Source organism: Paenibacillus sp. FSL P2-0322 (genome assembly GCF_037975315.1).
GTDB lineage: Bacteria > Bacillota > Bacilli > Paenibacillales > Paenibacillaceae > Paenibacillus > Paenibacillus polymyxa_B.
Genome location: NZ_CP150243.1, coordinates 5,643,237 through 5,665,789, shown reverse-complemented (window position 1 = coordinate 5,665,789; position 22,553 = coordinate 5,643,237). Strand labels below are relative to the sequence as shown.

Below are 22,553 nucleotides of genomic sequence, written 5' to 3'. Positions count from 1 at the left end.
TCGGCTCATTCGTAAAGGGGGAATAACGATGAAGAAAGGGCGCTTTCCCAAGTTGCCGAAGCCACCGTGGAGCCGGCGAGCGATTCCAGCCGCAGACCGCAAGACACGAAATTTCAATGTGCCTAAAGGACTGCCTGAGTCTTCATGGCTAGAACAGCCGCTGCGTAGCAGTGTGGAAGACAATTTGATTGCTTTGCGTGATATTTTCAAGGATTGCTCTGATATCGTCTATCGAGAGCTCATGATTTCCCCTGAACGCAAAGGGTTATTGGCTTATTTTGAAGGTACGGTAAAATCGGAGGATTTGCAGGACCATATTCTGCGGCCTGTCATTCTGGGCATGATGCTCAAGGACCCTGAAGTGAACGGCAAATTGGAGCCGCTGGATGAAACTCGTATCTCCATGTCCCAGACCAAAACGATGGACGAATGGAAGATGGTATCGGCAGCGATACTGGACGGCAATGCCGCCTTGTTTGTAGATGGCACGCCTCGTGCGTATATTTTTAGCGCCAAGGGGGGTGTCCGCCGTGGAGTGGAGGAACCGCAGACCGAATCGGTTATTCGTGGACCGCGTGAAGGATTCACAGAGACACTTCGCGTCAATACGGCACTGTTACGTTTCAAATTGAAAACCTCCAAGCTCAAGATGTACAGCATGACCATCGGAACAGAAACTCAAACGAGCGTCGTCCTTACTTATATTGAAGGGATCATAGATCCAAAACTGGTGGAGGATGTTAAAAAAAGGCTTAGCGATATTAAAATTGATGGTGTTCTGGAGACTGGATATATTGAGGAACTGATTGAGGATCACCCGTTTTCGCCGTTTCCGCAAATGGAATACACCGAACGCCCGGATACCGTCACTGCGCAATTATTGGAAGGACGTTTTGCTATTTTTGTAGACGGAACGCCCTTTGCCCTGATTGGGCCAGTCACGATGTGGCAGATGATGCAAGCGAGCGAAGACTATTACGAGCGCTTTTTTATCAGTAATATGGTGCGCTGGATTCGTTTTCTTTTTCTCATATTGGCTCTCTTTCTGCCTGCATTATATGTAGCGGTGACGACCTATCATCATGATATGCTGCCGACGACGCTTATTTTGAGTATTGCGGCAGCGCGTGAGTCTATCCCTTTCCCCGCTTTGGTGGAAGCACTAATGATGGAAATTTCCTTTGAAGCGTTACGAGAAGCGGGGATTCGTCTCCCCAAAACGGTCGGTCAGGCTGTCAGTATCCTTGGAGCGCTCGTCATCGGTCAGGCCTCTGTACAAGCAGGGATTGTATCGGCCCCGATGGTCATTATTGTGTCGCTCACAGGTATTGCGTCGTTTACCATCCCGCGTTTTAACTTTGCCATCACGGTTCGTCTGCTACGATTTCCAATTATGCTGATGGCGGGATTATTCGGATTGTTTGGGATCATTATTGCGACAACGCTGATTGCTACGCATCTAACCAAGCTAACATCGTTTGGTGTTCCTTATATGAGCGGATATAGTCCATACAAACATATGGATCAAAAGGATATCGTCGTTCGTGCGCCTTGGTGGAAAATGACTAAACGTCCTTCCTGGATTGGTAAAGACAACAACAAACGAGCGAAGGAAAAGATGAATGGATCGCCTACAACCGAGGAGGGATGGTGATGAAGCCCAAATCCGATGCACAACAAATACGTAAAGCGGCTGTGCTCTGTTGTCTGCTGCTTTGTTCTGTTCTTTTGGGAGGATGCTGGGATCGCCGTGAAGTGAACGATGTGGCCTTTGTGATGGGCACGGGTCTGGATAAAGAAGGCGATCAATACCGGGTAACGATGCAAATCGCTTTACCCGGACAACTTGGATCTTCGGGCAGTACAGGAGGAGGGGGAGGTACAAGTGGTACGAAATCCTACTACCTGGAGTCCAAAACAGGCCCAAGCTTCCGGGGAGCAAGCACCGAGGAACAGCGTGCGGTTTCGCGAACGCTGAATTACTCCCATCGACGGGTGCTGCTGTTCGGTGAGACGCTGGCGCGGGAAGGGATTAACAAAATGATGGATGTACTGGCGCGTATTCCGCAAAACCGTCTGTCTTCCCTGGTTGTTATTACGAAGGGATCAGCGATGGAAGTGCTTCAGGCAGATGCCCCGATTGAGCAATATCCGGCAGAAATGGTGCGTGAGCTCAACTATTCCTATATGAAAAAACCTCGTTCTGTTAAGCTGCTGATAAATTCCGTCCTGCTGGATGGTATTGACCCGGTGGTGCCGGTGATGTCTCTGGTGAAGAATGGCCCCTCTAATCTTAAAGACAAGAAGACAAATATTCAGGTCGATGGGCTAGCTGTATTTCGGAAAGACAGGTTAACAGGGATTATAGATAACCACCTCAGTCGATTCCTGCTTTTGGGTATGGAGCAAGCCAAGGAGACAGAAATATTTATCCACCCTCCCAAAGGTAGAGGCTACATATCTGTACACCTCATCGAAAATAATGTCCATATCAAGCCATATATTCGTGGGAACGATATTCGCATGACCGTTCATATGAACTGTAACGGGAATGTGAAGGAAAATGAGACGGATTTCGATATTTCCAACGAGGAAAATTTGAAGTGGCTGGAACAGCAGACAGCCGAGGAAATTAAGAGGGAGCTGGGAGAGGGTGTCAAGGTGATCCAGCAAAAATATCACTCAGACGTACTTGGTTTGGGCCGGGCTATTATTACGAGTCATCCGGATGAATGGGAACGGATTAAACCTCAATGGGATCAACTGTATCCCAAGGTGGAGGTCACTATAGATCCGGTCGTGCATATTGAAAATATCGGTGCGGTCACCAAACCATTCGGGGTCAAAAAGGAGCAAATCCAGAATGAATAAAGTATTTCTATTACCTTTATTGCTGGCTATGCTCTTCATGTATCTGATTGACCGCAAAAGTATTAGGGATGCGCCTGCCGTCAATCGCTGGATCTCACGCGTATTGTATGTCATTAGCATTGGTGTCTGGATTTACGGAACATCAACGAAGAGCACTGTTTATGTGGCTACATGGCTGGCCCGTTTTATTGACATGTGGCTCCCCCCTACGTTGTAAATCGTGTAATGGATGCCTGCGGGCAAAAGGAGGATGTACCTGCATGAGACAGTTCACAACCAGACAAATCGTGCTGCTTGGTGTATTGATGGAGGTCGGTATTACCCTTGTACATGCTCCGGCGCAGGCAGCAGATTACGCGAATCAACATGCCTACTGGACCTGTATAATTGCGGCTATCGTGCTATGCTTGCCGATCTGGGCCATGTTGAAACTCAAGCGGCGTTTTCCTGATCAGGACCTGATGCAGGCCATGGTGAGCTCTCACCCTGTGCTAGGACGTATGCTGCTTGCAGTCTACCTTATTTTATTTCTGATCATTTTTGCACGGGATTTGAGAGTTATCACGGATTTGGTGGAGGTTGTACTTTTGCCGCTGACTCCGATTGTTGTCGTATCTCTTATTTTGCTTTTGACTCTGGCATTTATGGCCAAAGGTGGAATAAGCACCATCGTCAATATGGCGGAGCTTTTTGTACCGTTGTTGATTCTGACGCTGCTGACCATGCCGCTTTTTTTCGGGCGTAATATGGACTTTTCGGTACTGAGACCCTATTTACATCCGGAAGTAGAGGGAGTGATCAAGGGCAGCTGGCGCATGCTGGGATATATGGCCGATATCATGATGGTTCCCTTTGTGATTTCTGGGAAGAGCTATAATGGGCGTAGTGCGTGGTATGGGCATTTGCTCGGAACTGCATTTCTGATCACGCTGGTGTTGCTGTCGGAGTTGGTTATTGGTGTCCCTATCTTGTCCCGGCTATTTTATCCATCCTATGAACTAGTGCGTCAATTGCAGCTAACGGACTTTCTGGATCGGTTCGACTTGTTCGTGGCAGCACTGACTGTACCGACCTTTCTTACGAAGATTGGGGTTGATCTGTACGTTACCAGTTTGGCGGTAAAGCGTATGTTTGCCCATGCATGGGGAAGTCTGATGGTTTGGCCCGTAGGTTTGTTGGGTTACGTCTGCTCGTTTATGCTGTTCTCCAACATCGTGCAAATTTATGATTTCAGCCGGGAGTGGACCGTGGTGATGATCATTTTTTTTGTTATCATGCCCTTGTTGCTATGGATGTTGCTCCGATCCAAATCTAAAGGAAGAGGCGGAGATGATAAGCCATTTAACGGAGAGCGGGATAGCAGTAGTCAGAAAGAAAGCCAGCATGGAGGCAGAACAGGACACGACCACTTATAAGATTACTGTATTTATCGGAAAAGTAATTCTTATTTGTCTTTTACCCCTCTGATTGTATACTTGGTAGAAAGAAATATGACTTCTACAAGGGAGGCAACAGAATGGCACAACGCATGGCAGGTAAGAGAGTCGCTCTTGCTGGTCCCCGTAAGGCAGAAGAAATGGCGCTGCTAGTTGTGAAGATGGGGGGTGAGCCAGTACAGCGCCCGGCCCAGGGCACCGTTTTTTTGGATGATATCGAGCTGCGCAACGCTGTTGTATCGTGGGTGAAGCACCCTCCAGACTGGTACATCTTCACGACAGGAATGGGGCTGGATGCCTTGTTCGATATGGCAGAGGATATGGGCGTGGCCGAGCAGATTATGGAGTTGCTGCAATCCTCCAACATTGCAGCGCGGGGCTACAAGACGGTCAATGGACTCAAAAAGCGTGGCTTTACGCCAGCAGTACGAGACGAGGACGGAAGTTTGATCGGATTGACAGGAGCTTTCGCCCCATACGATCTGAAGGGGAAGGAAGTATTGTTGCAACTGCATGGCGATCCAGCTCCACGGTTGGTAAAGTGGCTGGACGAGCAGGGGGCAGTGACCCGCCAGGTACTTCCTTATAAGCATATCCCACCTGAGGAAGCAAAGTTGCAGGCGTTACTGGAGGATATTATCCATCGTAATGTTGATGCTGTTACGTTCACAAGTGGTCCGCAAATCCGATTTTTGGCCCAATATGCCAGAGAGCAAAATCGAATCGAGGATTTACTGGAAGCTTTTCGTGAGGATGTGATTGCTGTATCCGTAGGGAAGGTGACTGCACAGTCCATTGTGGAAGAAGGGATTGACCGAGTCGTGTTTCCAACCGAAGAGCGCATGGGCGCGATGATGGTGGAGCTGGGCAAATATTTTGAACATAACGATTCGGTGCATGGCTGTGGTCTGAAGATCGTGAATGGTCATTGAAATGAGATAGAAATTATAAATGCAGTATGCTAAAAAATGAACTTATATTTTGGGATACAGAGTAAAATAAAGATAAGGGCCTACGAGGTCTTTATCTTTTTTTGTTGGACATGCATCGACAAAGATTTTTGTTATAGCGAAAATGTTTATCTAATATAATGAATAAGTTTCGATGCATGATACTTAGGACAGGAGCTGAGACGTTAATGAATTCTATTTGCGTATTTGCCGGGTCCAGACCTGGACATTCATCGGTATATGTTGAGGCTGCAGGCAAGCTGGGGGAAGCCATGGCTCGCCATCATATCCGTCTGATCTATGGTGGCTCTAGCAGGGGGCTGATGGGAGAGGTGGCGGATGGAATGCTGGCGGGTGACGGTCAGGTCACTGGCATTATGCCCACCCTGTTATTTGATGCAGAGATCATTCATCGGGGAGTTACCGAATTTATTGAGGTAGCAAGCATGCATGAGCGTAAAGCGGCAATGAGCGAGATGGCCGATGCGTTTATCGCCCTTCCGGGTGGCTTGGGAACCTTCGAGGAGCTATTCGAGGTATTGTGCTGGGCGCAAATCGGGATTCATCGCAAGCCGATTGGGCTGCTGAATGTGAATGGATATTTTGACCCGTTAGTAGAAATGGTGCGTCATAGCGTGCAAGAAGGGTTTACCGGGGCCGAGCACCCAGCGTTATTAAGTATCTCTGCGGACCCGGACGAATTGCTACATATGTTAAAAAATAAAGCAGAGAACTTGAAATAAAGCGTTTTTCGTGCTTGCACAACTGATTGAGGCAAGGTTATGATAAGACCCATAATCAAATAGCGGACAGACAAGGTGCCTTTGCGGTTGAGCAAAGGGTAACAGGGAATCGGGTGCAAATCCCGAGCGGTCCCGCCACTGTAAGGAAGAGGATTTTTTAAAATGGTCACTCGTGAAAAACGGGGAAGACGAAAGAATCCGTTGATGCCAAGCCAGGAGACCTACCTTGATCTGTATGCACCGTTAACCTTCGCGGAGAGGATGGGTGTACGAAATCAGGAAATCAGGCACACGTTGCTTTTTCCATGTTGGCTAGAGGTTTGCGTGGATTTGAACGTGCAGCAGCGTTTGAAGCGTAAACAGTCAGATGGAAAACAACGGCAGGCTGGAGGAAGACAAATAGTGTCTTCTTACGCTGTTTGTTCGTCTGATGAGAGATGCGTACATAGAAACCCCATCCGGGCAGGATGGGGTTTTTTCGAGTTACACGATGTGCATAAATCATTGAAATAGATAGCATAGCTGCCCTGAAAAGGATGAATAGGAGGAGCACGATGAGCCCATTAGGAAAATTGCTGGTGATTGGATTTGGACCAGGAGATATGGAACATATCACAAAACGGGCGCTGGATGCGCTGGCCGAAAGTGAGGTCATTATCGGCTACAATACCTACGTTGATTTGATCCGTCCGTTGTTGAACGGACAGGAGATTGTACGCACAGGAATGACAGAGGAAGTGAGCCGTGCACAGGAGGCGGTTCGCCAAGCAGAGATGGGCAAGAAGGTAGCTGTCATTTCCAGTGGAGATGCGGGAGTCTATGGTATGGCAGGGCTGGTGTATGAGGTGCTGATGCAAAAAGGCTGGCGACGCGAGGACGGGGTTGAGGTAGAAGTCGTACCGGGGATCTCGGCTATTCAGTCCTGTGCATCACTGTTGGGGGCGCCAGTTATGCATGATGCGTGCACGATCAGTCTGAGTGATCATCTGACCCCATGGGAAACGATTGTGAAGCGCGTAGAAGCAGCGGCTTCGGCCGATTTTGTGATTGCATTATACAACCCGCGCAGTGGTCGGCGTACCCGCCAGATTGTGGAGACGCAGTCCATTTTGCTGCGTTACCGCGATCCGCAAACTCCAGTCGGGTTGGTGAAAAGTGCTTATCGTGAACGTCAGCAAGTTATTGTAACGACGCTGGAAGATATGCTGAACCATGACATTGGGATGCTGACGACTGTAATCATCGGCAATTCCTCGACGACAGTGTATGACGGCTTGATCGTGACTCCGCGCGGATATCAGCGCAAATACACATTAGATGCGACCGAGCAGGCACTCAAGCCGCACCAGCGTCTCCGCACGGAAGCGGAGCCGTGGTCGCTGGGCGCACAAGAGGATACACCGCAGGCAAGCGCAGCCCCGACTACGCCCGCTGGACCCTCCGCGAGCGGCGCTGCGGTTGCGACGCAGGCACGCCCGCAAGCGATGGCTGCCGTGCAGGCAACGAATGCTGTGCAAACCGGCGCAGCCCCAGCATCGCTGGCGGCAGAGGCACTAAGCCGCCTCGCTGTCGGCGGCAAGCTGCCTGGCGCAGCCAACGCTCGCTGGAGCGGGCAAGCGCCTACCGCCGAGAGCACCGCCGGAACGTCAGCGGTGGCCGGAGCGGGGGCTACGGCTGGAATGGCGACAGGCGGCTTTGGCAAGCCTGCGCTGTTTGAGGTGGGCGTTTCCCCGGGTGTGGGAAACAAGAAGTTCACCGCTCGTCAGATGGCGCTGCTCGCCGAGGTAGCGGGTGATGACGGCGAGCTGGAATACACGCCAGATCATCAGATCGTGCTGCGCGTGCCGTGTGCAGACCCCGAGGAACTGGTCGGACGGCTGCGGGATGAACGATTCATTGTCATGCCGATTGGCGATGTGTTTAAGGTGAAGGCGTGCGACTTCTGTAATATGGAGAAGGATGACGCTGTACCTGTGGCTGAGCATCTACAGGTTGTACTTGGCGGATTACAGGCACCCAAGGAAACGAGTATTGCATTGAACGGATGCGGTATGGCTTGCTATGGAGCGGTGCTGGAGGATATCGGAATCGTCTATCGCAAGGGAGGATACGATCTCTTCCTCGGCGGCAAAAAATTCGGCCGCAATGCTCATGCTGCTCAGCCTGTAGCGGAAGGAATTCCGGGTGATCAGATTACTGATATCGTGGAGAACGTCATTGCTGAATATAAGGAAAAAGGGCATCCGAATGAGCGTTTTCATAAATTTTTTAAACGTGTAGGTGTCGTTGCGGGTTTCCGGCATGAAGATGCACCAGCAACGGTAGAAGTGAATGCGGTTTGTGGTGATTAATGGAATGAAGGCCTGATGAACTGGATACAAGCATATATATAAAATAGGGCGTCATGCAGGTTATCCCTATTAAAGAGGAGGAAAAAACAGCAGTGGATGCAATATTGTTGGTTGGACATGGAAGTCGGGACCCGGAGGGGAACCAGGAGCTGCTGGAATTTGCACAGGCAGTGGCAGACCGGGTACCGGATATGTGCGTGGAAACCTGTTTCTTGGAGTTGGCACGTCCCAGCATTGCTGAAGGGATGCAAACATGTGTGGAGAAAGGGGCGACGCGTGTCGTTCTTATTCCGATTATCTTGTTCGCAGCGGTACATGCCAAAATTGATATTCCGATGGCTATTGACCGGGCAAAAGCAAAATATCCGCAGGTGGAATTTGTATACGGACGCCCGATTGGCGTTCACGAGAAAATCGTCAGCATTCTGCAAAGCCGCTTGAAAGAGGCCCGTCCGGTTGCGATTCCAGCGGGAATGAATAGCGCTGTAGAGGCATTTCCCGAGGTATCCGACGAAGAAACGGCGGTACTTGTGTTAGGACGCGGAAGTAGCGATCCAGATGCGAACAGTGACTTTTTCAAAATCACCCGTATGCTGTGGGAGCAGCTTTCTTATACGTGGGTAGAGAGCAGCTTTATCGGTGTGACGCAGCCTTCTTTTCCCGATGGATTGGAGCGTTGTGTACGATTGGGGGCCAAAAAGATTATCGTGCTTCCCTATTTTCTGTTCACGGGTGTGCTGATTAAGCGCATCGGAGAAATGACCCAGGAATTTGCCGAGGCTCACCCTACATTACAAGTGGAGATGGGCGGATATTTTGGTTTCCATCCCCAATTGATTGAACTGGTGCTGGAGCGAGCTAAGGAAGGCTTGTTTGGCAAGGTTACGGCCAATTGTGATAACTGCCAGTTCCGTCTGGAGGCGCAGGAGCACCACCATCATCACCACGATCACCATCACGATCATGATCACCATCATGAGCATGAGCACGACCATGAACATCATCATCATGCACATGAGCACGATCATCATGATCACCATACACACAGCCACGATCACACTCATGAGCATGTCCATGCTCACAGCCATGATGACCATGATCACCATCACGAGCATTCACATACGCCATCTGTAGTGAACGGAAGCGGGCAGGTGAAGGGCTCATGATATTCATGCTATGCGGAACGAGCGACGCTCGGGAATTGGCGCTGCAAATCCGTGACAATGGCTTCAACGTATTGACCTCGGTCGTAACCGAAAGCGCGGCAGCCAGCTTGTCCGAAGTGGGACTAGACGTACGTACAGGCCGAATGACAGCCGATGAAATGGCTGCAATGATTCGGGAGCAGGGAATACTGGCCGTCGTTGATGCCAGTCATCCTTTTGCAGAAGAAGCACATGCGAATGCGATGACAGCCGCTCGCGTATCCGGAGTTCCTTATATTCGCTACGAGCGAACGGGACTGGTATATGACAATCATCCGTTGCTCCACATCGTGTCTTCCTATGAAGAGGCCGCATTAGAAGCGAAGCAACTCAAAGGCTCTGTAATGCTTACGACAGGCAGTAAGACGCTCGGCACGTTCACCAAGCATTTACTCGGAGACCCGGAGATTCGTCTGGTTGCACGCATGCTGCCGCGCTTGGACAATATGGAGAAATGCAGCGAACTGGGCATGGAGCAAAAGAATATTATTGCCATGCAGGGACCCTTTTCCCGCGAGATGAATGAAGCATTGTACAAGCACTATGGCACGACCGTGATGGTCACCAAGGAAAGCGGACGCACGGGAGCAGTGGATGAAAAGGTTCAATCTGCATTGGAGCTGGGGATTCACGTACTTTTGATTTCCAGGCCGGAAGTGGAATTTGGCACAGTATTTGATCATTTCGACGGAGTCATCGACGCACTGCGTATAGACAAAGAGGAGTCTGTGCTTTAAGACATAAGCCTATGAAGTTGGTCGGTCCAGTCAATCCGATGAATTCAGAACGATTTCTGGCGTGTATTTAAAATATAGTCATCTTAAAATGTGCAGTTTTTGTGTAGAGGTGTTTGTAACTCCTTAACATGAATGTCATTTTCCCTATATAAGACGAACTTGAAAAATGAACATAAAACGGAGTAGTCGGAATGGTGCTGTACAAGCGTAGCGGTCGCTTTTGTCCCCGGATTTCTACGCTGATCATAGGTTTTATTCAAGGAATCCGGGGGCGGTGGCGATGGGAAGCACCATCCGACTGCGTAGTGGAACAATAGGTAACTTTAATGTTCTAAGCTAATTTAATTTTCTAATTTTCCATAAGGGAGTGGTCGATACGATGGATTTTAAAACAGATTTCAAACCGCTAACGGTACAGCCGCAGGAGATTGAAGGCAAAAGCTTCGAGATGATCACAGAAGAACTGGGAGAGCATCCTTTTACAGCAGAGCAATATCCCGTTGTACAGCGTGTCATTCATGCATCTGCTGATTTTGAGCTGGGCCGGAGCATGGTGTTTCATCCAAAAGCGATTGAAGCCGGGGTTGCAGCTATTCGCGCAGGGCAGCAGGTAGTGGCGGATGTGCAAATGATTCAAGCGGGGCTGAGCAAGGATCGTATCCGTCAATTTGGTGGGGATGTGCATGTGTACATATCTGACCCTGACGTCATGGAAGAAGCGAAAAGGCTGAATACGACACGCGCCATTATTTCCATGCGCAAAGCGATTCAGGCGGGCGAAGGCGGTATCTATGCCATTGGTAATGCGCCGACAGCGTTGCTGGAGTTAATTCGTCTGGTGAAAGAAGGAGCAGCTAAGCCCGGACTGGTAATTGGCATGCCCGTAGGCTTCGTCTCGGCGGCAGAATCCAAGGACGAGCTGCGCAAGCTGGATATTCCGTTCATTACGAATATTGGACGCAAGGGCGGCAGTACAATTGTTGTAGCAGCATTGAATGCGATCTCCTTAATGGCTGTCCGCTAGATGCGGTTGTCCGTTTGCTGTATCATGAAATGAATTGGAACATGATCAGCAGAAGAGGTTAAGGAGGAATTGGCATGGAAAAGGAAGCGGCGTCCGTCGACAGGCCCAAACGGATGAAAAGCGGTGAAGCTCCCGCACCGGACAAGCCGATGCGGTCAGGCTTTACGACTGGAGCTTGTGCGGCTGCAGTGGCCAAAGGAGCGGTACAACTGCTCATCACGGGCATTCCGCCGAAGGAAGCAGTGATATCGCTGCCCGCGGGCTTTGATCATGCGTTTGAGCTGATTGAGCCTGTGTTGGACGCGGACGAAGCTTCCTGCACGACGATCAAGGACGGTGGCGATGACCCAGATGCCACGCATCAGGCGAAAATTATCGCGTCCGTTAGCTGGCGCGAGGAGCCGGGCATTGAGCTGGACGGTGGCATCGGCGTGGGGCGGGTAACGAAGCCCGGTCTGCCTGTGCCTGTCGGGGAAGCAGCGATTAATCCGGTGCCGCGCCGGATGATTACGGAGGCTGTGACAGGCGTGCTTGAAGAGCATGGATCGGCCAAAGGTGTCCGTGTCGTCATCAGCGTACCGGACGGTGAAGAAATTGCCAAGAAAACGTTGAACGGGCGACTTGGCATTCTTGGCGGTATTTCCATACTAGGCACGCGTGGTGTGGTCGTTCCGTTTTCCACGTCAGCTTATAAAGCCAGTGTCGTGCAGGCCATATCGGTTGCGCAAGCGATGAACTGCCAGGAAATAGTCCTGACCACAGGTGGCAGCAGTGAAAAATATGCCATGCAAATGTACGATCAGCTGACGGAAGAGGCCTTTATTCAGATGGGGGATTTTGTCGGCTTTGCCATTAAGCACGGGAAACGGCTGGGAATGAAAAAGATTATTCTCGTCGGTATGCCCGGCAAGCTGTCGAAGGTAGCTCAAGGTGTCATGATGGTTCACTCCAAGAGCGCACCGGTGGACTTTGGCTTTTTGGCTGAGGTCGCGCGTGAAGCAGGTGTGGACGAGTCGCTTGCAGCGGCAGTGGCAGAGGCGAATACAGCTACGCAGGTGGCAGATATGATGACCGAAGCGAATGCGCTGAGCTTTTTTGAAAAGCTGTGTACCTATGGATGTCAGCATTGTCTGGACCATGCAGGTGGTGGAATTGTCGTGGAAATGGTACTGGTAACGATGAAAGGGAACGTGCTGGGGAGGGCGAGAGTCGGTGAGTAGAGTGATTCGTGTCATTGGTATCGGTGAAAATGGAGCGGCAGGTCTGTCGCAGGAGACGCTGGAGCACATTGAGCGTGCCGACCTGCTGGTTGGTGGAGAACGCCAGCTAGCCTTTTTCAAGGCATTCGCAGGGGAAAAACGAACATTAAAGAGCGGCTTATCTGCCGTGGTAGAAGAATTGGGACGGTTGCGCAATGACAAGGATATTGTCGTGCTTGCGTCAGGCGATCCGCTTTTTTTTGGAATTGCAGGTTATTTGTCTGCCAAGCTGGGGGCTGAACATCTGGATATTTTGCCGCATCTCAGCTCGGTTCAGCTGGCGTTTGCGCGTCTCGGTGAAAGCTGGCAGGATGCGGTGCTGGAAAGCGTACACGGCCGTCCGATGACCGGATTGGCGCAGCGGATCGACGGACAGAACAAGGTCGCGCTGCTGACGGATGACCGAAATCATCCCGCCACAGTCGCTGCCTATTTGCTGCATTATGGTATGACGGAATATGATGCCTTTGTCGGCGAGCATTTGGGCGGACCGGATGAGGCGTATCGGCATTATACGCTGGAAGAGATGGCGCAGAGAACGTTCCAACCATTGAATGTGGTTATTTTACGCCGCCGTAAGGGAGAAGACGTGCCTGCAATTCGTCGGGGATTTGGCTTCGAGGATGCGGAATTTCACCAGCGCAAGCCGGAAAAAGGGCTGATCACGAAGCGTGAAGTACGCGTATTCAGCTTGTCCGAGCTGCGTCTGACCGAACGAAGCATCGTATGGGATATCGGCGCAGGCTCCGGCTCTGTAGCGGTGGAATGTGCGCGGCTGGCCAGGTATGGGCAAGTATTTGCCATTGAGAAGAATGAAGGCGATCTGGCTAATGTCGAAGCAAACAAAATCAAATTCCGTACCGATTTCCCGGTCATTCATGCCAAAGCGCCTGCCGGATTGGAAGATCTGCCAGACCCGGATGCGGTGTTTATCGGTGGGAGCGGGGGAGAATTGGCTGAGCTGATTCGTCTGTGTGCTTCCCGTCTACGTAAGGATGGACGAATTGTAGTGAATGCTGCAACGATTGAGACGTTGCATGACGGTATGAAGGCGATGCAAGCAGCAGGACTCGATACTTCGGTGACGTTACTGCAAACAGCGCGTAGCAAGCCGATTTTGAATATGACTCGTTTTGATGGACTCAATCCGATATATGTTATTACAGGACAGCCGGTGGTGGACGTGGCTGATGAAGTTTCAGGGGAGTAAGCTGGTAATTCAAGAGGGGGAGAGAGACAGCATGAATACAGCGGCAACAGGAACACTTTACGGCGTAGGCGTGGGGCCGGGTGATCCCGAGCTGATTACAGTCAAGGCGTATCGCATGATTCAGGAATGTGCAGTTGTGGCTTATCCGAAGAAACGCCGGGGAGGTAAGTCGTATGCTCACGAGATCGTGGAGTTGTACGTCAACCCGGAGGAAAAGGAGATGCTGGGACTCATTTTTCCAATGACCAAGGACCCGGTTGTACTGGAGCGTGAATGGAACAAAACGGTGGTTGCTTGCTGGGAGGCACTGAGTCAAGGCAAGGATGTAGCCTTTGTCACAGAGGGAGACCCTAATCTGTACAGTACCTTTATTCATTTGGCACGGCTCATGAAGGATCTCCATCCAGAGGTGCCGATTGTATCTATTCCGGGCATTTCGTCTGTGTTGGGAGCGGCGGCAGCGCTGGAATTGCCTTTGGCAGACGGAGATCAGCAGGTCGGTATAATTCCGGCTACGGATGATCGGGAAGCGATGAAGCGGGCGATTGAGAATCACGATACGGTCGTGTTTATCAAGGTTGCCAAGGTGCTGGATTTGATTTTGGATGTGCTGGATGAACTCCATCTTGGGGACCGTGCTTCTGTCATTACCAAGGTCACTTCTCCTTATGAAATGGTATGGCGCAACGCACGTGAGCTGCGCGGACAGGAACTTGAATATTTGAGTTTAATGGTGGTGAGCAAATGACGTTGGAGCCCAAAGTATATATTGTAGGAGCAGGTCCCGGCGACCCGGAGTTGATTACTGTCAAAGGCTCCCGGATTCTACGCACGGCCGATGTGGTATTGTACACGGATTCACTCGTGAACGACGAGTTGATTGCCACGGCCAAACCAGAGGCGCAGGTACTGCAAAGCTCAGGCATGGACCTGGAGCGGCAGGTCGAGATCATGAGCGAGGCTGTGCAGGCTGGACGCAGTGTAGCTCGCGTACATACAGGCGATCCGGCAGTGTACGGAGCCATTTTGGAGCAGATGGTGTTGCTGAAGCAGCGCGGAGTAGCATACGAAATCGTGCCGGGCGTCAGCTCGGTCTTTGCTTCTGCGGCCGTGTTGGGTGCAGAGCTAACTGTGCCTGACCTGACGCAGACCGTCATTCTGACGCGTGCCGAAGGCCGTACACCTGTACCAGATCGGGAAAAGCTGCGTGATTTGGCTTCCCATCACTGCACAGTGGCCTTATTCCTCAGCGCAACGCTGGCGAAGAAGGTAGTTGTTGAGTTTCTGGCGGCAGGCTGGAGCGAGGACACGCCTGTAGCGGTTGTACAGCGAGCGACCTGGCCGGATCAAAAGATCGTACGCACGACGCTTGCCCAATTGCCAGCTGATCTGCGTGCAGCAGGTATTACGATGCATGCCATGATTCTGGCAGGCTGGGCGCTGGACCCGGGACTGGTGGACAAGGATGCGCATCGTTCCAAGCTGTACGACAAGTCGTTCACCCATGGCTACCGGAAGGGAGTGAAGTCCGGTGAGTAATCCATTTGCCGCTGTGGCGATCACGAAGCATGGAGTGGAAATGGTCCGCAATTTGGGAGCCAGCTTTCCGGGCACGGATGTGTATTACATGTCCAAGTTTGAGCGTGGCGACGAGCAGGAGCGTGGCATTCAGTTGTTCGAAGGCTCGGTCAAGCTGATTTTGCCGGATTTATTTAAACAATATAACGGTATTATTTTGTTTATTTCTCTCGGTGCAGTAGTTCGTATGATTGCACCAATTTTGGTGGATAAAAAGGTAGACCCAGCGGTAGTTGTCATTGATGATCGCGGCGAGCATGTCATTAGCGTATTGTCTGGCCATTTGGGTGGCGCCAATGAATTGACCCGCCATGTAGCGACTGTACTAGGCGCACGTGCTGTAATCACGACTGCATCAGACGTGCAGGGCACGATTCCGGTGGACATGTTTGGTCGGGAATTGGGTTGGGTGGTCGATAGCTTCGACAAGGCCACTCCGGTGAGCGCCGCTGTTGTGAACGAGGAGCCTGTTGCGCTCATACAAGAGACAGGCGAACGGAACTGGTGGCGTTATGACAAGCCTGTACCTGGACATATCAAGGTATATGCTTCGACGGCAGAAGCCTTACAAGAACCGTTTAACGCCGCGTTGGTCGTGAGTGACCGTTTATTGGAGCCGGAGGAAGAGGAGCAGCTTCTTTCTAATGGCGTGCTGTACCGTCCGAAAAGCTTGGTGCTTGGCATCGGCTGCAACCGTGGGACTGCATTAGAGGAGCTGGAGGCGGGTGTGCTGGACACCTTGCAAGAACTGCGTTTGTCCGTGAAAAGCGTACGGAATATTGCCACTATTGATCTGAAAAAGGACGAAGAGGGCTTACTTGCCCTTTGCGCCAAATACGGCTGGGAGCTGGTGACGTACACCCCGTCAGAGCTGAATACGGTGCAGCTTCCCAATCCATCGGAAACCGTCTTCAAATACACTGGCGCATATGGGGTCAGCGAACCATCAGCCTTGTTGTCTTCTGGTGCAGACCATTGGCTGCTGGAGAAGAAAAAAAACGGCAATATGACGTTGTCTGTAGCGCGGGTTTCCTATGACTGACGTCATGAAGCAGGCTGTACAGCCTGATCCGTCTGCCGCTACGCGCAGAAGCCGTATTGTTGTTGCTGGCACAGGCAGCGGTGCAGGCAAAACGACGGTTACCCTCGGGCTGATGAAGGCGTTCGCCGATAGCGGCCTGCGAGTGCAGGGTTTTAAGTGCGGACCGGATTATATTGATCCGACCTATCATACTGCCGCGACCGGGACTTCTTCCCGTAATCTGGATTCATGGATGACCTCACCAGATACGGTGCGTGAAATCTTTATCCGTGCTTCTGAAGGCGCGGATATTTCCGTGATTGAAGGCGTCATGGGGCTGTATGACGGCAAGGACCCGCTCAGCAACACCGGCTCGACCGCTGAGATCGCCATGCTGACGGACAGCCCTGTATTGCTGGTGGTCGACGTGCGCAGTATGGCACGAAGCGCCGCCGCTATTGTGCTCGGCTTTCAGCGCTTGGAGCCCAAGCTGCGCATTGTGGGCGTAATTGTGAATCGCTGCGGTAGCCAAGGGCACTATGGCATCGTCAAAAAGGCGATTGAGCAGGAGTGCGGCATCCCCGTGCTCGGCTGGTTAAAGCGTGATGACGGGCTGGATATTCCCGAGCGTCATCTGGGTTTAGTACCTGCTGTGGAACGCGGCGAGCTGGAGCCGCTTTTCCAACGGGCGGCAGAGCTGATCCGCGCGGGTACGGATCTGGATGCACTGCGGGCATTGGCAGATTCGGCTCCGCCGTTGTCTCTGCCCGCACAACCGTTGTTTTCCCCGGATTGGCTTCCATCAGCAGGGCATGAAGCTGATACCGAGGAACGTCCCGTCATCGCCGTCGCCAGAGACGCGGCTTTCAATTTTTACTACCCGGAAAATATGGATTTGCTACGTCAGGCGGGAGCGGAGATTGTCTATTTCAGTCCTCTGGCGGGAGAACGCGTACCTGAGCAGGCAAGCGGCCTATATCTGGGCGGCGGTTTCCCCGAAGAGTTTGCCGCAGATATCGCTGCAAATACAGGCTTTTTGGAAGATATCCGCAACGCGGTGAGCCGGGATATGCCAGTATTCGCAGAATGCGGCGGTTATATGGTACTGGCACGGACACTTACGGATCGTATGGGTAATGCCCATCACATGGCCGGGGTTATTCCGTCGGACGTCCGCATGCAGGAGAAACGGGCCGCACTGGGATACCGGGAAGCAACCGCTTTGCAGGATTGCTTGCTGCTGGAGGCTGGAGAGACAATTCGGGGACATGAATTTCATTATTCTGTCATGCACTATGATGAATCATCCGCCCCCTACTTCTATGCCTATCAAACCAAGGGGATGCGTGGTCTCCAGAGCGAGGGCTATGCGAAAGGGAACCTTTTGGCAGCCTACACGCATGTTCATCTCGCTTCTCTTCCCAAAGCGGCAGCACGCTGGGTTGAACAATGCCGGGCTTACGGTCAATAGTTTTGCAAACGAGTCCACTACTTCATAAAAACGAAAAAAAGCCGATTCCCCTAAAGGGTCCGGCTTTTCTAAATATCAATAGACTTAAACCTTACATAGTTTGGAAGCGTATACATTACTTTTTTGGTGATTCGCTTACATGAGCTTTTTCAGTTGGGAAATCCTTCCCTGACTCACACCAAGCATGGAGGCGAGTTGTTTTTGTGAAGATGCTGGATGTTCTTCCATAAGCTCTCTCATTTTCTCCAAAATAACGTCCGTGCGCTGATAAATTTTTTTCATATGCATATTTTGCTTAAGTGGGGGTGAATGGGTTTCAGTCGCTGTGACCGGAAGTAAATCTTCCGTTTTCATCGAGGCTGCACATTCATCGCAGATAAACTGATCTTTAAAGTAGGTGTTGGTATCAACCGCACCGCAAAAAATACAGTTGGTTGATTTGTACTTACGGAGCATGAGTGTCTGGTCTTCAATAAAAAACTCTAATGGATCGCCGATGTCAATCTCCATCGTCATGCGCAACTCTTTAGGTAGCACAATTCGCCCCAAGCTGTCCAAGGGCCGGGTCATTCCAGTCCTTTTCATTCATGCAACCTCCCCGGTTTTTTAAGATTTATAGAATGTATAAGGTTTGAGGCAATTCTTATCAATTCTATAACCGCAAGCATAAATTCTTACAAAAAGCGGCCCTTTATTGTTAATCAAGCATGGACGCACTTTTTTTCTTACGAGTATACCATAAACAGGCCGAATCGCCATCGTTCAGATTTATAAATTTTGAATAAGTTTTAAATAAGTTTATCCCGAGCGAACATATATGCTATAATCTTCTGCTAAAGGATTTAATAGGCCGTCTGTAGAATTATTTATATATGCCGTAGCTCGGACAATGATGGCGGTGTTATGGGAAATGGATGAGGGCCAAACGGAATTTTCTGAGCGTTTTGACCCCACAAACAAGAATAAATGACACGGGTCCCGCCTTTAAAGTCCTTATATACAAGTCAGGCAAGGAGGATTTATCATGGAAAAAAGAAAAGCATTGTTGTTAGGAGATTATTCGTATCCGGAGTTTCACCCGCTGCAAGGGGTGGACGAAGAGATTAGCCATATTTTACAGGATTGGATGACCGTACAATGCAGTGAGAATCGTAAAATGCTGCTCAAGGAAAATCTAACCCCATTCGATCTATGTATCTCGTACTGTGATAGCCGCAAGGAGGTCCTGTCTCCTCAACAAACAGCAGGATTGCTGTCCTATGTTAGCGGCGGGGGTGGATTGCTTGTGCTGCATAACGGAATCACATTGCAAGGACGGTATGAGATTGCACAATTAATGGGGGCGCGTTTCTTGCGGCATCCGGCTGCCGGACCACTTTCCTTCAAAGTAACGGCGCCGGATCATCCGATTATGGAAGGAATCGAGCCGTTTGAGATCCAAGAGGAACCGTATCGTTTTGACTTTGATCCATTCACTGAAAAAACACTACTGATGGAATATGAACACGAGGGCGAGTGGTGGCCGGCGGCATGGTCACTGTCCTATGGCTTGGGTCGGGTCGTCTATTTGATGCCTGGACATAATCAGCCAAGCTTCCAGCACGAGGGATACCGCAAGCTGCTGCTTCAGGCTGCCAAGTGGGCTGGACGCTTTCCAGGTTAAACATAGATCATTCCATTCATTGAGGAAGGGGAGCTGCGAGCTTTATGCGGCTCCCCTTTTCAGGTTATACTATAGGTAATCACAGGTAGGGGAGGATATATTATGAGCGATTTGTTCAAAAAAGCCATCTCATTGGGGTGGGGCCTCACCGTTGTCAGCAAAGAAAAGGTGGAGAAAGCCGTCGAGGATCTCGTAAACCGGGGAGAACTTGCGCCCTCGGAATCCAAAGCGCTGGTCGATCGTCTGATCGAACGAGGGGCAGAGGAACAGGGACAATTCAAAACAGTGATCCGCGAACAGGTTAGCCGCATTTTGCAGGAGCTGGAAGTACCTACCGAAAATGATGTTACAAGTTTGGAGCAACGTGTGGCATTGTTGGAAAAACAGGTAGCGGAGCTGGAAAAAGAAAAGGCGGCGCTTACGGGTTCGAGCGACGCTGAAGAAGCGAACCGGCTGGATTAAAATGGCGGTTCGTATGAAGCACGCCGGTCGTTACCGGGAAATTGCCATGGCGCTGGCGCGTCATGGCTTTGGCTATATGGTGGAAGAAATGGGACTGTTCCAGCTGCTGTCATTGCCTCGCAAGTGGCTGACGAGAGAAACTCCCGAGTCCAAAACGCTAGGTGAACGGATTCGACTTGTGCTGGAGGATCTGGGGCCTGCATTCATCAAGCTTGGACAGTTGGCAAGCACACGTGCTGACCTGCTGCCGGAGCCTATTATCCGTGAGCTGGTTAAGCTTCAGGATCAGGTACCGCCGTTTTCATCTGAAACAGCGCGTGGCATTCTGGAGCAGGAGCTGGACACGTCATTAGAGGACATACTGGTTCGTTTTGACGATGTTCCGCTGGCCGCTGCTTCGATCGGGCAAGTGCATCTGGGCAAGCTGCACAGCGGCGAAATGGTCGCCATTAAAATCCAGCGTCCTGGCGTTAATCGCATTATTCGGCGAGATTTGGACATTTTGCGGGAACTGACCGCTATGGCAGCCAAGCGCTGGGAATGGGTAGAGCGGTATCAGCTTCGCCAGATGGTAGAGGAGCTGGGGAGATCGCTCATTCAGGAGCTGGATTACAACCATGAAGCCCGTAACACAGAGAAGATTGCGCTCCAATTTGAGCAGGACCCACATATCTATATTCCGAAAATATACTGGGATCATACCTCTTCCCGTATACTGACCATGGAGTTTCTAGACGGAACTCACTTAGGTAGTCGTGAAGAGCTATTACGCCGTGGATATAACTTGAAAGAACTGGCGCAGCGGCTGGTGAACAGCATGCTGCATCAAATTTTTATGGAGGGTTTTTTTCATGCCGATCCCCATCCGGGGAATTTACTCGTTCTGAAAAATGGCAGTCTCGCTTATTTGGACTTTGGCATGACGGGAAGGCTGAGCGAAGAGATGAAGAATCATCTCGCTTCCCTCATTATTGCCCTGATGCGCAAAAATACCGATGCCATGGTTCGGTCTATCGAACGTTTGGGTCTGGTCGAACCGGACACCGACCTGAATGCGCTGCGTGCCGATCTGGACAAGATACGCGAAGATTACTCAGACGTTCCTTTCTCACAGGTCAGTATTGGTGATGCTTTGAACGACCTATTTGGCGCAGCGCAGCGCCATCGGATTGGTTTGCCGTCGGACGTCCTGTTGCTAGGCAAGGCGTTGCTGACACTGGAGGGGGTCGTGGAGCATCTGGACCCTGATCTCAGTATTATCGCTTTGGCTGAGCCCTTTGGTAACAAGCTGTTGAAGGAACGCTTCAGTGGTCGTCGTATCCGAGGCAAGCTACTGGGTGGTGCAACCGAGCTGGTGGAGACGCTGATGGAACTGCCAGGACAGGCGAGACATTTGGCCTCGATTATCAGCAAGGGCAAGCTTAAGCTGGAGGTTACTGTGCCGGAGCTGGAAATGCTTCTGCGCAGGCTGGATCAGATCAGCAACCGCCTCTCATTCAGTATCGTGCTGTTAGCGTTCAGCATTATTATGGTGGGACTGATTATCGGTTCATCGCTGAATCATCAGGCGACCATGCTGTGGAATGTACCTGCCATTGAAATCGGCTTTGTTGTAGCTCTCTTAATGGTTGCCTTTTTACTGTATTCCATTTTTAAATCGGGAAGGTTTTAGATACCGACCAGGAAGGAGGGGTTATGGATACACATAAGATGAATAATCTCCTAATTGCAGATGTGCCATGGCACCGCCTGACTACTCCTTATGGTAGGGGCACGGAGTTGCCACAATTGATATCCAACGGGGAGTACGCAGCAATTGCTGATCTGATAGAGCATCAAGGCACACTGTGGCAGGTTACGCCATGGGTGTTACTTTTCTTATTGCGTAATATGCATACGAGAAATTCGGATGATATCACGCTGAGTGAGTTGGAACTGTACCATGCGGTTGTTGGAGCATTGGACATGGAAAATGCACAAGAGGATTCACAGAAGTCTGTGGAATCTCTAACCATGCTGCTGGACGAAAAATATCTATGGCCGGCAGACAGCGATCCAGAAGAAGATGAACTGGAGTGGGAAGAGGAAGAAGCACGCGGTTATGATCCGGTAGCTTTTTGGAGTTATTATGACTATAGCTATCGATTATTGAAGAAAGCACTGCCTGACTTTGAAAGCCTACTTCAGCACCATGCGGACTCGGAGATTGCTGAAACCCTATCGGAGCTTGTACAGAAATTGCGGGGATTTTAAAATAATAAAAAAACGAATCTATCGAGCTATGACTGGAAACTAATCTTTTGCTAAGGAGTGATTTTAGTGGCAAAAAAATTAGCTGATATACATCGAATACGTCTCCTAAGTCTCCTTCGTGATATTGGGTTTGAACCATCAAAAGTTACTATAGAAAATAAACAGGGGGAAACTGAGGTTATTGATTTAGAGTCCCCGTTACCGAAAGGGTTGCAAGCTGTTTTAAATTCCCGAGGCAGCCTAAGTAAGGAGCAATTACTTGAGATCGAAGAGAGTGTTAAACAATCCAGAGAGGATTGGGATTAGAGGGGGTATTTAT

The 22,553-nt window shown here is 50.6% G+C and carries 22 protein-coding genes and 1 riboswitch; of the genes, 21 read left to right on the top strand and 1 reads right to left on the bottom strand.

Features of this window, described 5'->3' with window-relative positions:
• Positions 1-28: 28 nt before the first annotated feature.
• From MKY24_RS25075 to MKY24_RS25000, 16 genes are all read left to right on the top strand, one after another.
• On the top strand, positions 29-1,654 hold the full coding sequence (locus MKY24_RS25075) for a spore germination protein (RefSeq protein ID WP_023990799.1): 1,626 nt from the start codon (positions 29-31) through the stop codon (positions 1,652-1,654).
• The gene (locus tag MKY24_RS25070) at positions 1,654-2,871 is read left to right on the top strand and encodes a Ger(x)C family spore germination protein (protein WP_028540746.1); all 1,218 of its coding nucleotides are present in this window, start codon (positions 1,654-1,656) and stop codon (positions 2,869-2,871) included. The genes MKY24_RS25075 and MKY24_RS25070 overlap by 1 nt, the downstream gene beginning before the upstream one ends.
• Positions 2,864-3,088, top strand: a complete 225-nt coding sequence (locus MKY24_RS25065) for a hypothetical protein (RefSeq protein WP_023990797.1) — start codon at positions 2,864-2,866, stop codon at positions 3,086-3,088. The genes MKY24_RS25070 and MKY24_RS25065 overlap by 8 nt, the downstream gene beginning before the upstream one ends.
• Before the next feature lie 43 nt (positions 3,089-3,131).
• Positions 3,132-4,286 carry an endospore germination permease gene (locus MKY24_RS25060; protein WP_339201087.1) on the top strand — a complete coding sequence of 385 codons (1,155 nt, stop codon included), beginning with the start codon at positions 3,132-3,134 and terminating at the stop codon, positions 4,284-4,286.
• Positions 4,287-4,387: 101 nt separating this feature from the next.
• Positions 4,388-5,239, top strand: coding sequence for a uroporphyrinogen-III synthase (locus MKY24_RS25055; RefSeq protein ID WP_160789013.1), 852 nt, complete (start codon positions 4,388-4,390; stop codon positions 5,237-5,239).
• A gap of 206 nt (positions 5,240-5,445) precedes the next feature.
• Entirely contained in the window at positions 5,446-6,000 is a 555-nt protein-coding gene (locus tag MKY24_RS25050) for a TIGR00730 family Rossman fold protein (protein WP_023990794.1), read from the top strand.
• 56 nt (positions 6,001-6,056) lie between these two features.
• Positions 6,057-6,244, top strand: a riboswitch (cobalamin riboswitch).
• Positions 6,245-6,554: 310 nt separating this feature from the next.
• Positions 6,555-8,351 carry a precorrin-3B C(17)-methyltransferase gene (cobJ, locus tag MKY24_RS25045; RefSeq protein WP_053326311.1) on the top strand — a complete coding sequence of 599 codons (1,797 nt, stop codon included), beginning with the start codon at positions 6,555-6,557 and terminating at the stop codon, positions 8,349-8,351.
• Positions 8,352-8,443: 92 nt separating this feature from the next.
• Positions 8,444-9,517 carry a sirohydrochlorin chelatase gene (locus tag MKY24_RS25040; RefSeq protein WP_279833572.1) on the top strand — a complete coding sequence of 358 codons (1,074 nt, stop codon included), beginning with the start codon at positions 8,444-8,446 and terminating at the stop codon, positions 9,515-9,517.
• Positions 9,514-10,293, top strand: coding sequence for a precorrin-6A reductase (cobK, locus tag MKY24_RS25035; protein WP_053326309.1), 780 nt, complete (start codon positions 9,514-9,516; stop codon positions 10,291-10,293). Before MKY24_RS25040 ends, cobK begins: the two co-directional genes overlap by 4 nt.
• A gap of 379 nt (positions 10,294-10,672) precedes the next feature.
• A complete protein-coding gene (locus MKY24_RS25030; RefSeq protein WP_013312413.1) occupies positions 10,673-11,317 on the top strand; it encodes a precorrin-8X methylmutase in 645 nt (214 codons plus the stop codon).
• Positions 11,318-11,391: 74 nt separating this feature from the next.
• Positions 11,392-12,537 carry a cobalt-precorrin-5B (C(1))-methyltransferase gene (locus tag MKY24_RS25025; protein ID WP_160788661.1) on the top strand — a complete coding sequence of 382 codons (1,146 nt, stop codon included), beginning with the start codon at positions 11,392-11,394 and terminating at the stop codon, positions 12,535-12,537.
• The gene (gene cbiE, locus MKY24_RS25020) at positions 12,530-13,786 is read left to right on the top strand and encodes a precorrin-6y C5,15-methyltransferase (decarboxylating) subunit CbiE (RefSeq protein ID WP_339201085.1); all 1,257 of its coding nucleotides are present in this window, start codon (positions 12,530-12,532) and stop codon (positions 13,784-13,786) included. The genes MKY24_RS25025 and cbiE overlap by 8 nt, the downstream gene beginning before the upstream one ends.
• Positions 13,787-13,817: 31 nt before the next feature.
• Positions 13,818-14,534 carry a precorrin-2 C(20)-methyltransferase gene (gene cobI / locus MKY24_RS25015; RefSeq protein WP_023990787.1) on the top strand — a complete coding sequence of 239 codons (717 nt, stop codon included), beginning with the start codon at positions 13,818-13,820 and terminating at the stop codon, positions 14,532-14,534.
• Entirely contained in the window at positions 14,531-15,325 is a 795-nt protein-coding gene (gene cobM / locus MKY24_RS25010; protein ID WP_053326306.1) for a precorrin-4 C(11)-methyltransferase, read from the top strand. The genes cobI and cobM overlap by 4 nt, the downstream gene beginning before the upstream one ends.
• Positions 15,318-16,406 carry a cobalamin biosynthesis protein gene (locus MKY24_RS25005; RefSeq protein ID WP_053326305.1) on the top strand — a complete coding sequence of 363 codons (1,089 nt, stop codon included), beginning with the start codon at positions 15,318-15,320 and terminating at the stop codon, positions 16,404-16,406. Before cobM ends, MKY24_RS25005 begins: the two co-directional genes overlap by 8 nt.
• Positions 16,399-17,856, top strand: coding sequence for a cobyrinate a,c-diamide synthase (locus MKY24_RS25000; protein WP_339201084.1), 1,458 nt, complete (start codon positions 16,399-16,401; stop codon positions 17,854-17,856). The genes MKY24_RS25005 and MKY24_RS25000 overlap by 8 nt, the downstream gene beginning before the upstream one ends.
• A gap of 135 nt (positions 17,857-17,991) precedes the next feature.
• Here the strand turns inward: MKY24_RS25000 and MKY24_RS24995 are convergent, their stop codons facing one another.
• Positions 17,992-18,441, bottom strand: coding sequence for an AbrB/MazE/SpoVT family DNA-binding domain-containing protein (locus MKY24_RS24995; RefSeq protein WP_023990783.1), 450 nt, complete (start codon positions 18,439-18,441; stop codon positions 17,992-17,994).
• 439 nt (positions 18,442-18,880) lie between these two features.
• Between MKY24_RS24995 and MKY24_RS24990 the strand changes: the two genes are divergently transcribed.
• The 5 genes from MKY24_RS24990 (at position 18,881) to MKY24_RS24970 (ending at position 22,540) form a co-directional block, all read left to right on the top strand.
• On the top strand, positions 18,881-19,519 hold the full coding sequence (locus MKY24_RS24990) for a ThuA domain-containing protein (protein WP_023990782.1): 639 nt from the start codon (positions 18,881-18,883) through the stop codon (positions 19,517-19,519).
• Positions 19,520-19,621: 102 nt separating this feature from the next.
• Complete coding sequence (locus MKY24_RS24985) at positions 19,622-19,981, top strand: phasin family protein (protein WP_013312404.1); 360 nt, start codon at positions 19,622-19,624, stop codon at positions 19,979-19,981.
• 1 nt (position 19,982) lies between these two features.
• Positions 19,983-21,653 (top strand): AarF/ABC1/UbiB kinase family protein, encoded by a 1,671-nt coding sequence (locus tag MKY24_RS24980; RefSeq protein ID WP_023990781.1) that lies wholly within the window; start codon positions 19,983-19,985, stop codon positions 21,651-21,653.
• Positions 21,654-21,676: 23 nt separating this feature from the next.
• Positions 21,677-22,234: a hypothetical protein gene (locus MKY24_RS24975; RefSeq protein WP_339201083.1), complete on the top strand. Its 558-nt coding sequence runs from the start codon at positions 21,677-21,679 to the stop codon at positions 22,232-22,234.
• A gap of 66 nt (positions 22,235-22,300) precedes the next feature.
• Complete coding sequence (locus tag MKY24_RS24970; protein WP_339201081.1) at positions 22,301-22,540, top strand: hypothetical protein; 240 nt, start codon at positions 22,301-22,303, stop codon at positions 22,538-22,540.
• Positions 22,541-22,553 lie beyond the last annotated feature (13 nt).